Raw genomic sequence first — 14,477 nt, 5'->3', positions numbered from 1 at the left:
AGAAAAAAGTTACCTCAAATGGCTTTCATCCCCCTGATGAACGCTATCCCGGAGAAAAAAGCGGTTCCACTTTAAGTAAAATTCCTCATGGGTGTGACTTACTGAGGAAGATTAGCTGAAGCTGATTATTTGTCTGGAAAATATAAATCAAATTTCAAAGTGGCCTCTTGAAAGTATTTGATTACTTCTTTTTCATTGAAAATAATTTTTTCTTCTTCAGCCAAAGTCCTGCCAAATCGGAACAAACCTTCACCTTCCTCATGTTTAACACGCGGAAGGGTTTCTTTACCCGGGAAAAACGCAGTGCCAACCGGGTATGGTGTATGGAAAGAAAAATGGCCGTTCTGCAATGATTCGTGTCCAACGGTGAGATAGTAGAGGGAATAGTAGTCTTTAATCCTCTCAACATGGCACTGGGGGCATTTTAATATTGCTGTTTTATTTTCTTCATAAAAATCCCGTTTGGTCACATAATCAAATTCTTTTTCATTCATCCATAATTCAAAATGCCGCGTGCAAAAATTCAGGTGTACAATCTTATCAGGTTGATCAGGGCGGTAAAACGAGAGAATGGCAAAAGGCGTCCGGATCAGCCGCCGCAGTGATTGATTTTTCATTTGGTAAAACATCTCTTTCTTTGCTTCATAGGCATGGACTTTTGTTCTTGCACGCCGGGCTTTCACCTGGCATTCTTTTGCCCAGCGGCTTGCCCACATTGTCCAGAAGCAAAGTTGCAGTGCTGCGCCCAATTGGCCGTCAATGCGGAACCAGTCCGACAGCATTTTTCTCCACTCTTCTTTGTAGAAATGTTTACGCATTTGCTCATTTTTCTTTTTGGTCACAATCGATTTTTTTGCAGCCAGTTTTCTTTTTTCTTCAATTTTTAACTGATGTTGCTTTCTCCATTCATTGATTTCCGCTTGTGTGATGAGGCGGATCGAATATCCTTCATACAACGGGTACTCCAATGTTTTTCCCCATTTATAAAAACTTGCATAGCATTCAACCGCAAGTTTGCCTTCCTTTGTCCTTCTTAGCCGCTCAGTTTTAGAAATACCCAGCATTTTTTCGACTGCTGCCGGGTGAAGAGCAAGATCCTGGGCATATTTTATGTAAATAAATGGAAGTTCCTTATCATCAATGGCCGCTATCACCCGTGTGAACAATTCCGGCTTTTTTAAGGAAGCTTTTTCTTTTTCCTTTAAACGAAGGATTTCGCCTAATTGGTTTTTTTTCAAAAAGGCAAGCCCTTTTATCCGGACTTTAACTGCAGAGAAAAGTTTTTACCATTGGGAAATACTTTCTTTTAAAAGGCTTTCTTTCAATAAGTTCAAATCTCTCAATTATTCACTATTTTTCGAGTTTCATAGGCACTTGATCCCGACCTAAACGATATCCGGATTCTATTGAATAAGGACAGAATTTTCTTATAAGACTGCCTTTACCTATGAATATAGCAAAGACAAAATTTAATGCACTAAACCCGTAAGATTTTCTGACAACTTTTATTATAATAAAAATCACACCTCCACCACCCGCATCCTACCGAAATGAAATCGGGCAAGTTACAGGAGATGACAGGCGCTTGGTTACATATTCGCTGCCTGCTGCTTTGCCTGTTCCAGTACATCTTCAACAGCTTTCGGTTCTATGTTTGGCGGGTATCTATGTTTGCGCAAAAACTCTTGCCTTCCCAGTACGGCTGCTCCCGGATGAAGAGCAAAATCCCGGCGTATTTTTTTAAAATTGAAAACAGCCAATACGGGTTGAATCCTCCTGAATTATGGTGGCTGCGCCAATTACTTTTATTGAGGAAAGGCTTGTTCCAAACAAACCTCCCCCAAAACCTGTTGTAAAACCAATTATAATGACTGAGGGAAAGGCTTGTCTCTAAAACCGTTTCCGGAGTCTTAAAGCGTCTGGGTCCGTACATCGTCCTCCGCGGGAAAGTCGATCACAGCCGGGCTGACTTTAAATCCCTTTGTGATAAAAACAAGATAAACAAAGCCAATGACTGCCCATGTGATGCCCAGTAAAAATGAATTGCGCTCCAGGTTCAGCCATAATACACCGATAAAGGCGGCACCGATGGCAGGCATGATCACATAGGAAAAAAACCCCTTTGCAGTGCGGTGCCTCTTCTTCCGGAATGCGTAGTGGGCAATCACAGATAAATTGACAAATGTAAACGCGACTAAAGCGCCGAAGTTAATAAATGAAGTTGCGGTTCCGAGGCTGAAGAACATGGCGCTTAAGGAAATGAAACCGACTAATAGGATATTGAACCAAGGCGTCCGGAATTTCGGGTGCACATAAGCGAACACTTTCTTTGGCAGAATATTGTCCCTTCCCATTGCATAGAGCAGCCGGGCGACACTCGCATGCGATGATACCCCGGAAGCAACCACTCCGGCAATTCCGCCTGAAAGAAAAATCATCTGTACGGCTGTGCCGCCGATCTTCATGGCGATTTCCGGTGACGACGCTTGCGGATCTTTAAAGTTTGCAACTGTTGGAAAAACCGATTGGGCAAAGTACGAAGCTGCCGTGAACAAGACGCCCCCCAATAATGCAGTAATGAAGATGGCTTTTGGAATGGTTTTTTTCGGATTTTTCGTCTCTTCGGATAACATGGCAACCGCATCAAATCCCAAATAGGAAAAGCACAACACTGCAGACCCGGCAACAAGCAACGACGGATCCATCCCGCTTGAATAAAACGGATGAACAGAAAACAGTTCCCCTGTCCCTTTTCCGTGGAGCAGTGCGCGGGCTGAAATGAAAACAAACATGGAAATAATCGCAATTTGAAAGACAACCAGGAATGTGTTAAAGTTTGCGGTAAAATTTACGCTGCGCAAGTTCAAAACCGTGATAAGCACCACAAATTCCAAAACCCAAATCCAGGAAGGCACAGCTGGGAAAAAGGCACTCAAATAGATTTTAAAGATTAGGGCATTCACCATAGGCAAAAACAAATAGTCCATTAACGCGGCCCAGCCGACCATAAAACCAAGATGGCGGTTTATCGCATGCTGTGTGTATGTATAAGCAGAGCCTGCGGTTGGAAACACCTGGATCATTTTCTGATAACTGGCGGCGGTCAAGAGCAAGGCGGCCAAGGCTAATATATAGGCTGCCGGAACATGCCCGTGAGTCATTTCAGAAGTAATTCCAAATGTATCAAATACAACCATCGGGGTCATATATCCGACTCCAAGCAGCACAATTTGCCATAAGCTTAATGAGCGTTTTAGGGTGACCGCTTGTTTTTCCATTATCATTCCTCCAAGATTAGGTCATTTTTCTATTCACGTAATCTCTTCCTCACGAAAAGGACAAATTTTTATCATTGATCAAATTGTACGAAACTGCATATTTTCTTTCATTATATTTGTAAAATTACCTAACATAAAAATTTTCTGTTATTTTAACGCAAATGAAGAGCGCCGGATTGTTTCGTCGCAAATCTGGTATAAGCCTGCCAAAAGACCTGCAGCTGAACAACAGGCGGGGGATAAACCATTCTCCCCCGCCAGCTCCTCTGCCTGGCCGTTACGGGCAAGCTTACATCCTGGTTATACTTCAAGTTCAGCAAGTACTTGATCAAATGCAGTTATGACTTGATTCACTTCTTCTATTGCAATCGTTAACGGCGGCTCGATGCGGATCGTTTTCGAGTTGACCAGTGTGCCGGCAACCAATATGCCTTCATCAAACATGCCTTTAGCAAAGTTATAACCGATTACGTCATTTTGAAATTCAATTCCGATCATCAGGCCCTGCCCGCGGATTTCAAAAATTTTATCCTCATGGCCTTTTGCCTGTTCCTTCAGGCGGGCAAGAAAGTAATCCCCAACTTTCGCTGCGCGTGCAGGAAGGTCCTCTTCCAGGAGTACGGAGATGGTCGCAATGGCAGCCGCGCAGGCAAGCGGGTTGCCGCCAAATGTCGTTGTATGCATGAACGGGTTGTCAAAAAGGTTTTTAAATACCTTTTCTTTTGCTACAACCGCACCGGCCGGCATAATTCCGCCGCCAAATGCTTTCGCCAGGCAGATGATATCCGGTACCACGCCGTACAGTTCAGCAGCAAACATTTTGCCGGTACGCCCCATTCCGGTTTGCACTTCATCCAAAATCAAGAGTGCCCCATACTCATCGCACAGCGCGCGGACTTCCTGCAGATAGCCATCCGGCGGTAAAATAATCCCGCCTTCCCCCTGGATCGGCTCTAAAAGAACGGCAGCTACGTCTTCTCCAACAAGCGCGCATGTTTCAAATGTTGTTCTCATCATATCTATATCGCCGAAAGGAACATGGCGGAATCCCGGTACGAGCGGCAAGAAAGGTTTTCTGAACATTCCCTTGGCCGTGCCGGACAACGAACCGAGGCTCTTGCCATGGAACGCGCGCGTTGCCGCAACAAATGTCGTGCGCCCGCTGTACATTTTTGCAAGTTTTAATGCCGCTTCAACGCTCTCAGTTCCGCTGTTTGTAAAAAACGAATACTTTAGATCGCCGGGCGTAATCTCCGCAAGTATTTTCGCCAAAATGGCACGGAGCGGGTCCAGCAGATCCTGGCTGTGGAGGGCCTGGCGTTTAAGCTGGTATTCGACTGCTTTTACCACTTTCGGATGCCTGTGGCCGACATTGTAAATGCCAAAACCGCCGAGGCAGTCAATATATTGTTTTCCATTCACATCCTGAAAGCATGAGCCCTTGTCAGACCATTCTACAGCTGCAAACTGTGTATCCAATGTGACAGTTTTTCTGTATTCCAAAAATCCCGGATTAACATATTCTCTGAAGCCGTTCACGGTTTCCGCCGTAATCCACTTTGCTTCTTCTTCGGTTACTTCCGGTTTTTCAATTAAGCCCAATACCTTTTCCATGTATTTGTGGAGATCCTGCCCTTTTGTTTTTACATCCATCGCATGGCTCATTTTCCCACTCCCCTTAATTTTAAATAAAATGAATGAACATCAGTCATTTTGCCGCAGGAAAGATCAGATGCGTAAAGCAAGTGATCTTTTAAAGAAATGGAAAAGTTCGAGCTTTGCCCCTTCCAGCGTGCTGCCTGTGTCGTTTGCAATATAAAATCTTTCCGCTTCATTTTCCATTAAGTTGATCATCATCGTGGCATGCCATTTCACGTTCACCGGAATAATTTGCTTCGTTTCGGCCGCTTTTGCTAAAATGCCTTCAAACCACCGGTAGTAAGGCGTATAAATCGTCTCCCACGTTTCCATCGAATATTCGAATGCTAAACCAGCATAGCATAGAACAATTACATCCTTATATTGTTTGGTGGTTTGAAACGTTTGGTCGATCATGACGAGCAAAATATCCCAGAAATCATCCTTTCCATGGGAACGCTTTTTGATTTTTCCGAAAGAATACGTCAACAAGTTTTCTGCTATTGCAGGGATCAAAGCATTCTTTGAGCGGAAATACAAATAAAACGTCCCCTGTGCCACGTCCGCTTTTTTTACAATGTCAGAAATGGATGCCTTTTCCATTCCCTTTTCTGAGATGACGTCAATGGCTGCTTTTAAAATGCGTTCATACTTTTCATTCCTTGCCTTTTCCAATCCACAACCTCCGCATTAAAATGACTGAAGTTCATTCATTTTTCTATAATATGAACTTGTTTTTATTTTAACCCCTATCCTATTTATTGTCTTCCGTTTTGTAAGAAAAAGCTACACTTTTTTTAAAACAGGTGCGGCTAAGTGAATTCAACCTGGATAAACTATAAAACATCATTAACATTTTTCATAGAAAATGGTAAGATTACGAATAGGTAAAAACTGTTTGATAAATAGATAAAAATTTCAGAAAAGGGACGAAGAAATGAAAAAGAAAATCTTAATCACGATTGGGATCATCCTTGCGATTCTCGTAATCGGAGGCGGCGGGCTGGTTTATTATGTCTACCATTCTGTGCAAAAAACCGCAGATAATATGTACGATGGCAAATCTGTCAAGCCTTCAAAAGAAAATACCGAGAAAATTAAAACCCAAAAACCAATATCTATCCTGCTTCTCGGTGTGGATGAGCGGAAAGGGGATGTCGGGCGTTCCGATACCATGATCGTCCTTACCTTAAATCCACAAAAGAACGCGATGCAGATGATCTCCATTCCGCGTGACACCAGAACTGAAATTGCCGGGAAAGGAACAATGAACAAAATCAATGCTGCCTATGCTTACGGCGGCCCGAAAATGTCTTTGGCAACTGTCAACCAATTTGCCAATTTAAATCTGGACCAATATATCCGGATTAACATGGAAGGCCTGTCCGACCTTGTGGATGCTGTCGGCGGCGTTACGGTTAACAATAAACTTGACTGGCACGATGAGGGCTATTATCAGAAAGGCTACCACTACCAAAAAGGAAATATCACCTTGGATACCGGCAAAAAAGCGCTTGGTTATGTGAGGATGCGCCATCTCGATCCGCAGGGCGACTTCGGACGCAACCAGCGCCAGCGTGATGTCATCATGGCTGTCATCAACAAAGCGGCCACGATCCAGTCATTCTCGCGTTACCAGGAAATCCTGGCTGCCATCCAAAACAATATTAAAACAAACCTTACTTTTACAGATATGAAAGACATTGCGATGAATTACCGTGAATGCCGCAACAATACAACAGACTATGAAGTTGCCGGCACAGGCGGAAAAATCGGCGGCGTTTATTATTTAAACGTCAGCGAAGCAGAACGCCAAAAGGTCCACAACATGGTCATCAATATGGAAAAATAAGAAAAAGGGGTCCGGCCCTGCTGATTGTGCGTTTCAACAGCAGGGCCGAATCCCTTATTTATTTTCTTCTTGAGGTTTTACCGGATCCCGTTCCGGTTCAATATCCTTGTTGTGATGCTGTTTTTCCTTTTGTTCCTGCGAGTCGCCTTTTTTGTCTTTGTTGTAATCCATGCTGAATCCTCCTCCCGGCTTGGTTTTTATGCCTTTTACACAATGTCCGGCATAAAGCCGTTCGTATTTTAAACATTACCCGGTGCTGTCCGGAGCAAAACATATTACGCTTACCCCATACAAAGGAAGGCACTAAAAAGAAGAACGAAAAAGCGGTGAACATATCCCATTTGGAATGTCTCACCGCTTTTTTGTGAACAATAAACATCCAGCCATTCTTGCGTAGGTTTAGAGCGAGCCGATCACCAATTTCTGTATCCTTGCTGCTAGGTATTCTTCTGCAAAAATCCTTCTTCCGGCGGTAATAAACCGTATCCTTTCGCGGTCAAAAAAGTTTCATGATCATCCATAAAACGAACAGCCATACCGGAACCGACAAAAGCATTCCGATCAGGCATCCTTTTGCAAAATTTCCATCATGTCTGTCCATTGGATCGATTCCTTTTCTCACCGGAACACCGCTTCCGATTCATTTTAATGATGCCATTATACCAATTGCCTCACCAGACCCCAAATTTTCCCGGAAAAATTTCGTCTTGAAGGAACACATGTTTGCATACCATAGAACGGGGGTGAGTCTATTGCCGCAAATGTTAACAGAGGGAGAAGAACAACTCATCGATGCGTTTATTCTGCTGCCGCTAGCCAGAAAAACACTGGCCTGGGATAAAAAAGCCATTGAAGCAAGCGCTATAAAATTCAAGGAGCCGTACATCCGGGCAATTGAAAATATGCTGGCCCGCCTGTCGCATGATTTATACAGCATAAAACGGGAAACAGGCCGGCAGCAGATGAAATTTTATAAAAGAAGCGACTTGGACTATACCGTGTTTGTGCGCGGATGGCGTTTTGAGAGAAGATACCACCCTTCGATTGCAGCTGATTGGGTGAAAGAACGGGTAACAAACTATCTGCTAAACAGCTGAAGAGCCGTCATCCTTTCCCCGTCCGGATATTTTTCCATTTCCGGAAGCTCTCCTCAAGGCGCATAAATCCTTTACCCATTTCTTCATCACTGCAAAACGCAAAGCAAAGGCGGATTTTCGTGCTTGGCGTTTCCTCCATTGTAAATGCATTCCCCGGTACAAAGATCACGCCATCTTCTGCAGCAATCCCCATCCACTCCCGTACATCTTTTTTCCCAACATCGGCCCAGTAAAACAGCCCGCCGGCCGGTTCAACAGCTGTCCACTGTTCCGTCTCATTCATGTGCCGGAGAAATTGTTTGGTCCACGCTTTTCTTTTTTCATAGAAGCGTTTTTGTTTTTCCAGCGTTGCCGGCCAGGCTTCTGAGGCGATCAAAGTACCGGCAAGCATTTGATTGAACGGTGATGTGCACGCATCCTGTACTTGCTTGAACTGCTCCAGTTTTTGAAGAAAAAAAGGATGGGCAAGAATGAATCCGGTTCTCATGGCAGGGGCAATTATTTTAGAAAAGCTGTACAAATAAATGACTTTTTCTTTCATGGGGTCGAGTTCAAATAAAGATGGAGGGCGATCATGGAACAGCAAATCCCGATATGGGTCATCTTCAATAATCGTAAAATCATATTGGTAAGCCAGTTCAATTATTCTTTTTCTTTTCTGAAGGGACGTTGTTACACCGGTTGGATTTTGAGCATTTGGAATAATATATAACGCTTTCAAACTCTTTTCCTGTAAGGCTTTTTCCAAAAAATCCACATCCATGCCATCATGTTCAAGCGGAATACAAACTGCCTGCAGCTGGTGCTGATGAATGGCGGATAGTGCAATCGAGTACGTATATTGTTCGACTGCAAAACCGTCCCGTTCATTGAGCAGCATACGGCAAACAAGGTCAAACCCCTGTGTATTTCCGTTGGTCGCCATGACATACTTTTCCGGAATATTTTCTTTCTTCGCAATGACTGAAAGGAATGGCTCAAACCCCTTGGCCCCGCAATACTGGTATAAACCGGGCGGCCCCGTATCAAAAATGGCATTCATACATTCCTGCAAAGGCTTTTTCGGAATCATGGCGCCATTTGGCATCCCCACACTGAAATAAACAGGATCTGCTGCAGATGTCTGAATGCTGTCCATGTAAGCATCAATGGCATTTTCTTTTATCTTCCCGCTCAAATCGGATAACACATGGTTCACTGCCGCACCTCACTCTCCTCCGCTGTCATCGGGCATATCAAACAGGGTCACAGAAAATGTGTATATCCTATTTATATGGTATGCGCGGAGGATCGTGCACATCCCCTGCGAATGAAAAAAGATGAAATGGACGATGCTTACCGGAGATGCCCGGTTACCTTTTCAGCAGTCCGGCTTTCCGAATTTTATCCCAGGTACGTTTTCAAATGCTTTTCCACAAATTGCAAATGGTCCAGCATCCCGTGCCTGGCTTTTTCCGTATCGCGGGTTTCAATTCCTTTCAATATCTGCTCGTGCTGTTCATACAGGACCCCGAATGTAGATGGGTTGGAATACAGCATCATTTTACGTGTCTCCTTCATTGCCTTGACCATCGTATCTGAGACCTGGCTCATCAATCGGGCAAGAAGCGGATTCTGCGTAGCGCGGACAATGGCGAGATGGAAAGCAAGATCCGCCTGTTCCCCCAGTTCTTCGTTCCCCGTTGCCCGTTTCATTTCGCGAAGGGCATCATGCATATCCGCTAAATCTGATGCTGCGCGCTTTTCCGCTGCCACAGCAGCTGCACCGGACTCTAAAATTTTGCGGACTTCCAAAAGATTTTCAATATCATCTTTATCCATTAATATGGCCTGGGAGATCGGATAAGAAAGGTTGCGTACGTCAAAACTGCGGATAAATGTTCCCTCTCCTTGTTTTAATTCGATATAGCCAAGCGCCCGCAAAGACGTAAGCGCTTCCCTTATTGCCGAGCGTCCAACAGAAAATTTTTCTGCAAGCTGCGGAACTGCATCCAGTTTGTCCCCGGGCTTTAATTCCCCTTGTTCAATCATGGCAATGATTTCATTTGCCACTTGTTCATAAATTTTTTTTGGCTTGATTTTTTTAAATTCCATTGATTTCCCCTCAATCCCCATTTGTAACAATTTTACCTTATGAGCCGTGAAAAAAATAGCAAATAAAATGGAAAAATCTATTGTATTTTCTTTCTATTATACTTATACTTTTTAACATGTAAACCTTGTCATCTGATGACATTTTCATATTGTCATCAAAAACTCGAATATGGGGATATTCGTGAGAAACAAACAAAGGGAGTGTATGATCTTGACTTATGTACAAAATTTTATTCCGATCCACGGCCACTTATTTTGGTCCGCCTTGATTGCTGTTTTGCCCATTGCGTTTTTCTTTTGGGCATTAGCAATTAAAAAGATTGCAGCGCATCTTGCCAGTTTTTTTACGATGCTTCTTGCTTTGGCTATTTCTGTAATCGTTTACAAGATGCCTGCTGCATTGCCGGTCATGTCGGCTACACAGGGAATTGTTTACGGGTTGGTCCCGATTTCCTGGATCATCGTCAATTCTGTTTTCTTATATAAACTTACCGTGAAAACCGGCCAGTTTGATGTGATCCGCAACTCTGTCGTTTCAATTACAGAGGATAGAAGATTGCAGGCTTTATTGATTGCGTTTTCATTTGGCGCTTTTCTGGAGGGCTCCGCCGGGTTTGGCGCGCCGGTTGCAATTACCGCTGCTTTGCTCGTCGGTCTCGGTTTTAACCCGCTCTATGCTGCAGGGATCTGCCTGCTTGCCAATACGGCGCCGGTTGCGTTCGGCGCGATCGGTTCACCAGTTATCGCGATGGCCGGCCCGACCGGCTTGCCCGCTTTGGAAATTTCAAAAATGATCGGGCGCCAGCTTCCGCTGATTTCGATGTTTATTCCGCTTTACTTGATTATCGTGATGGCAGGATTTAAAAAAGCCATGGAAGTGCTGCCTGCTTTGCTGGTTTCCGGGCTGTCATTTGCAGTCACGCAATTTTTCACCGCAAATTTTATGGGCCCGGAATTGCCGGATGTCTTGTCCGCACTTGTCTCTTTAATCACTCTGGCAGTGTTTTTGAAATTTTGGAAGCCAAAAAGCATTTTTTACTTTAAACATGAGGAGGCCGCAGCGGCTGTGGAAGCGGCGCCCGCATCCCAAACAAAAGGCCAGATTGCCAAAGCCTGGTCGCCATTTATTGTCCTGACGATTTTCATTACAATTTGGGGCATTCCGCAAATCAAACTTGCACTCACCGGACAATATACGGGCGGAAATGCAATTTTAAATGCAATAAACGGAATTGGCAGCGCAGCAACATTCAGTCCGAACGTGCCATTTTTGAATAATCATATTATTAACAGTTCAAATGACCCGATTGCTGCCATGTACAAACTGGACCTTTTGGGGACAGCGGGAACTGCAATTTTTGCCGCAGCGATCATGACAAAGTTTTTGTTGAACATTTCCTGGAAAGACTGGTTTCACGTGTTTTTCGATACTTTAAAAGAATTGAAGTTTCCGATTTTAACCATTTTGTTTATCGTCGGCTTTGCGTATGTGATGAATGCATCCGGCATGATTACGACCCTGGCTCTGACGCTGGCAAAAACAGCGGCCCTGTTCCCGTTCTTTTCACCGGTTCTCGGCTGGCTCGGCGTCTTCATTACCGGTTCGGATACGTCTTCCAATGTTTTATTCGGTACACTGCAGCAGGTATCCGCGCAATCTGTCGGCATGAACCCGCTTTTAGCACTTGGCGCCAACTCTTCCGGCGGGGTGACAGGAAAAATGATCTCCCCGCAATCAATTGCTGTGGCCTGCGCCGCAACCGGACTAATCGGCAGGGAGTCAGAACTGCTGCGCTTTACAGTCAAACACAGTTTGTTCCTGCTCCTCGTCGTTTGCATTTTGACATTCCTGCAATCAAATGTACTGTCATGGATGGTACCGTAACCGTCTGACATAAAGCCACCTGCCCTATGGCAACACGGGCAGGTGGCTTTATGTGGGTTAAGGGATCCCTTGCCAGGTGGGGGGTTTTATGGGGAATCTGACATTATGAATTATGGCCGGGTAATCTGGAATTTTGAAAAGCCCCGGGCTGTTATGGATAATCTCCATATTTAAGTTAGTCTGAAAAGTGGACACGACGAAATGAGACTCGTATATTTCACTTGATTTGGGTTCATTGGGCTTATGGTAGTCATTTTGAGCCTATATTTTGCCCGTGATGGCGTTCATCGCGCTTATGATAGGCATTTTGAGCCTATATTTTATCTGTGATCGCGTTCATCGGGCTTATGATAGTCATTTTGAGCCTATATTTTGCCTGTGATCGCGTTCATTGGGCTTATGATAGGCATTTTGAGCCTATATTTTGCCTGTGATCGCGTTCATCAGGCTTATGATAGTCATTTCGTTCCTAAATTTTGTCTGTGATCGCGTTCATCGGGCTTATGATAGGCATTTTGAGCCTAAATTTTGTCTGTGATCGCGTTCATCGGGCTTATGATAGTCATTTTGAGCCTAAACTTTGTCTGTGATCGCGTTCATCAGGCTTATGAACGACCGGGCACGTGGGTTTTCTTCCGGCTCGGGCTTTCATTTCCCCTATGAACGACCGGGCGCGCGAGTTTTTCTCCAGCATGGGCTTTCATTCCTCTTATGAACGACCGCGGGCGCGGGTTTTTTCCCAGCGCGGGCTTTCATTCCTCTTATGAACGACCAGACGCGCAGGTTTTTCTCCGGCACGGGCTTTCATTTCCCCTATGAACGACCGCGGGCGCAGGTTTTTTCCCAGCGCGGGCTTTCATTCCTCTTATGAACGACCAGGCGCGCAGGTTTTTCTCCGGCATGGGCTTTCATTTCCCCTATGAACGACCGCGGGCGCGGGTTTTTCTCCGGCACGGGCTTTCATTCTACCTATGAACGACTAAACGCGCGGGTTTTTCCCAAGCGTGGGCTTTCATTCCTCTTATGAACGACCGGGCGCGCGGGTTTTTCTCCGGCATGGGCTTTCATTTCCCCTATGAACGACCGGGCGCGCGGGTTTTTCCCCAGCACGGGCTTTCATTCCTCTTATGAACGACCAGACGCGCGGGTTTTTCCCAAGCGCGGTCTTTCATTCCTCCTATGAACGACCGGGCGCGCGGGTTTTTCTCCGGCATGGGCTTTCATTTCCCCTATGAACGACCGCGGGCGCGGGTTTTTCTCCGGCACGGGCTTTCATTTCCCCTATGAACGACCGGGCACGTGGGTTTTCTTCCGGCTCGGGCTTTCATTTCCCCTATGAACGACCAGGCGCGCAGGTTTTTCTCCGGCATGGGCTTTCATTCCTCTTATGAACGACCGCGGGCGCAGGTTTTTTCCCAGCACGGACTTTCATTCCTCTTATGAACGACCGCGGGAGCGGGTTTTTCTCCGGCACGGGCTTTCATTTCCCCTATGAACGACCGCGGGCGCGGGTTTTTCCCCAGCACGGGCTTTCATTCCTCTTATGAACGACCAGGCGCGCGGGTTTTTCCCCAGCACGGGCTTTCATTCCTCCCATGAACGACCATGGGCACTGTTTTTCTTTCAGCACGGCTTTCATTCTCTTTATGAACGACCGCGGGCGCGGGTTTTTCCCCAGCACGGGCTTTCATTCCTCTTATGAACGACCAGGCGCGCGGGTTTTTCCCCAGCACGGGCTTTCATTCCTCCCATGAACGACCATGGGCACTGTTTTTCTTTCAGCACGGCTTTCATTCCTCCCATGAACGACCATAACTGCAAATTTTTCCCCGGCACGGGCTTTCATTCCTCTTATGAACGACCACGGGCACAGGTTTTTCCCAAGCGCGGGCTTTCATTCTACCTATGAATGACTTGTCTAATAGGCCGCTTCTATTGAACACTTCGCCCTGTTTTTTTATCTAAATATCTCTTAGAAATCTGCTATAGACAATCCGCATCATATGTACATACCGCGGTAATAAATAAGCCTTTGTAAAATTCTTCGGTTTCCCTCACCTGAAATCCCGCCTGCCTGATCAAAGCCAGCGTGTTGCGGTTTAAATGGCAGCCGTCGCATATTTTTTTCCAAAACGGCGTAAGCATGTCCTGCGTTTTGGCGAGCAGCGGCTGCTCCATTTTTACATGTTCAAAAAATAGAAAAACAGCACCCGGTTTGGCGACCCGCTGGATTTCTTTCAACGCTTTTTCAGGGTCGGGGATCGTGCAAAAAACAAGTGTGGAAACAACCGTGTCAAAAGTTTGATCTGCAAAATCCAGTTGTTCCGCCGTCTGTTGGTGGCAGTAAATGGGAACGGACGCCGCCTGCAAACGGGACGCTGATTTCTTCTGCATCTCCCTGCTCGGCTCAATGGCATCCACCTGCTGGACTTCTTGATAGAGCGGAAAATTCACGCCCGATCCCGAACCGATTTCCAGCACACGCCCCCTTGCTTTTTGCAAAAGTTTTTTTCTAACCGCCGTAAATCTTTTGGCTTCCAGCGGTTTCATCCCGAAGTCATATATGTATGGAAACCATTTGCCCATCTAAACCATCCTTTCTATAAATCATTCTAACATTTTTCCGAAAAAAG

Annotated in this window: 11 protein-coding genes; 3 read left to right on the top strand and 8 right to left on the bottom strand. The window is 45.4% G+C overall.

All coding sequences use genetic code 11. The features are described from left to right. Positions 1-125: 125 nt before the first annotated feature. The 5 genes from C232_RS0105230 to C232_RS0105205 form a co-directional block, all read right to left on the bottom strand. Positions 126-1,238 carry a hypothetical protein gene (locus tag C232_RS0105230; RefSeq protein WP_018662016.1) on the bottom strand — a complete coding sequence of 371 codons (1,113 nt, stop codon included), beginning with the start codon at positions 1,236-1,238 and terminating at the stop codon, positions 126-128. Positions 1,239-1,589: 351 nt separating this feature from the next. Continuing rightward, positions 1,590-1,760: a hypothetical protein gene (locus C232_RS19735; protein WP_018662014.1), complete on the bottom strand. Its 171-nt coding sequence runs from the start codon at positions 1,758-1,760 to the stop codon at positions 1,590-1,592. Between the two features lie 150 nt (positions 1,761-1,910). Continuing rightward, positions 1,911-3,278, bottom strand: coding sequence for an APC family permease (locus C232_RS0105220; protein WP_018662012.1), 1,368 nt, complete (start codon positions 3,276-3,278; stop codon positions 1,911-1,913). 300 nt (positions 3,279-3,578) lie between these two features. Continuing rightward, the gene (locus tag C232_RS0105210; protein ID WP_026314487.1) at positions 3,579-4,931 is read right to left on the bottom strand and encodes a putrescine aminotransferase; all 1,353 of its coding nucleotides are present in this window, start codon (positions 4,929-4,931) and stop codon (positions 3,579-3,581) included. 75 nt (positions 4,932-5,006) lie between these two features. After that, positions 5,007-5,591 carry a TetR/AcrR family transcriptional regulator gene (locus C232_RS0105205; protein WP_018662007.1) on the bottom strand — a complete coding sequence of 195 codons (585 nt, stop codon included), beginning with the start codon at positions 5,589-5,591 and terminating at the stop codon, positions 5,007-5,009. A gap of 262 nt (positions 5,592-5,853) precedes the next feature. On the opposite strand from C232_RS0105205, the gene C232_RS0105200 reads away from it, so the two are divergent. Both C232_RS0105200 and C232_RS0105185 read left to right on the top strand, forming a co-directional pair. Beyond that, positions 5,854-6,768, top strand: a complete 915-nt coding sequence (locus C232_RS0105200; protein WP_018662005.1) for an LCP family glycopolymer transferase — start codon at positions 5,854-5,856, stop codon at positions 6,766-6,768. Positions 6,769-7,529: 761 nt separating this feature from the next. Further along, positions 7,530-7,865 (top strand): YhjD family protein, encoded by a 336-nt coding sequence (locus tag C232_RS0105185; protein ID WP_235801517.1) that lies wholly within the window; start codon positions 7,530-7,532, stop codon positions 7,863-7,865. A gap of 7 nt (positions 7,866-7,872) precedes the next feature. Here the strand turns inward: C232_RS0105185 and C232_RS0105180 are convergent, their stop codons facing one another. Beyond that, the gene (locus C232_RS0105180) at positions 7,873-9,063 is read right to left on the bottom strand and encodes an aminotransferase-like domain-containing protein (protein WP_018661997.1); all 1,191 of its coding nucleotides are present in this window, start codon (positions 9,061-9,063) and stop codon (positions 7,873-7,875) included. Between the two features lie 185 nt (positions 9,064-9,248). Continuing rightward, positions 9,249-9,959, bottom strand: coding sequence for a FadR/GntR family transcriptional regulator (locus C232_RS0105175; RefSeq protein ID WP_018661993.1), 711 nt, complete (start codon positions 9,957-9,959; stop codon positions 9,249-9,251). A gap of 211 nt (positions 9,960-10,170) precedes the next feature. On the opposite strand from C232_RS0105175, the gene C232_RS0105170 reads away from it, so the two are divergent. Beyond that, positions 10,171-11,844 (top strand): L-lactate permease, encoded by a 1,674-nt coding sequence (locus C232_RS0105170; RefSeq protein ID WP_018661990.1) that lies wholly within the window; start codon positions 10,171-10,173, stop codon positions 11,842-11,844. A 1,983-nt stretch (positions 11,845-13,827) separates the two neighbouring features. Here C232_RS0105170 and C232_RS0105145 read toward each other — a convergent pair. Then, complete coding sequence (locus C232_RS0105145) at positions 13,828-14,430, bottom strand: class I SAM-dependent methyltransferase (protein WP_018661980.1); 603 nt, start codon at positions 14,428-14,430, stop codon at positions 13,828-13,830. Between the last annotated feature and the right edge of the window lie 47 nt (positions 14,431-14,477).

Source organism: Heyndrickxia acidiproducens DSM 23148 (assembly GCF_000374345.1).
In the GTDB taxonomy this organism is placed as follows: Bacteria; Bacillota; Bacilli; order Bacillales; family Bacillaceae_C; genus Weizmannia; species Weizmannia acidiproducens.
This window is presented reverse-complemented; position numbering and strand designations above follow the sequence as displayed.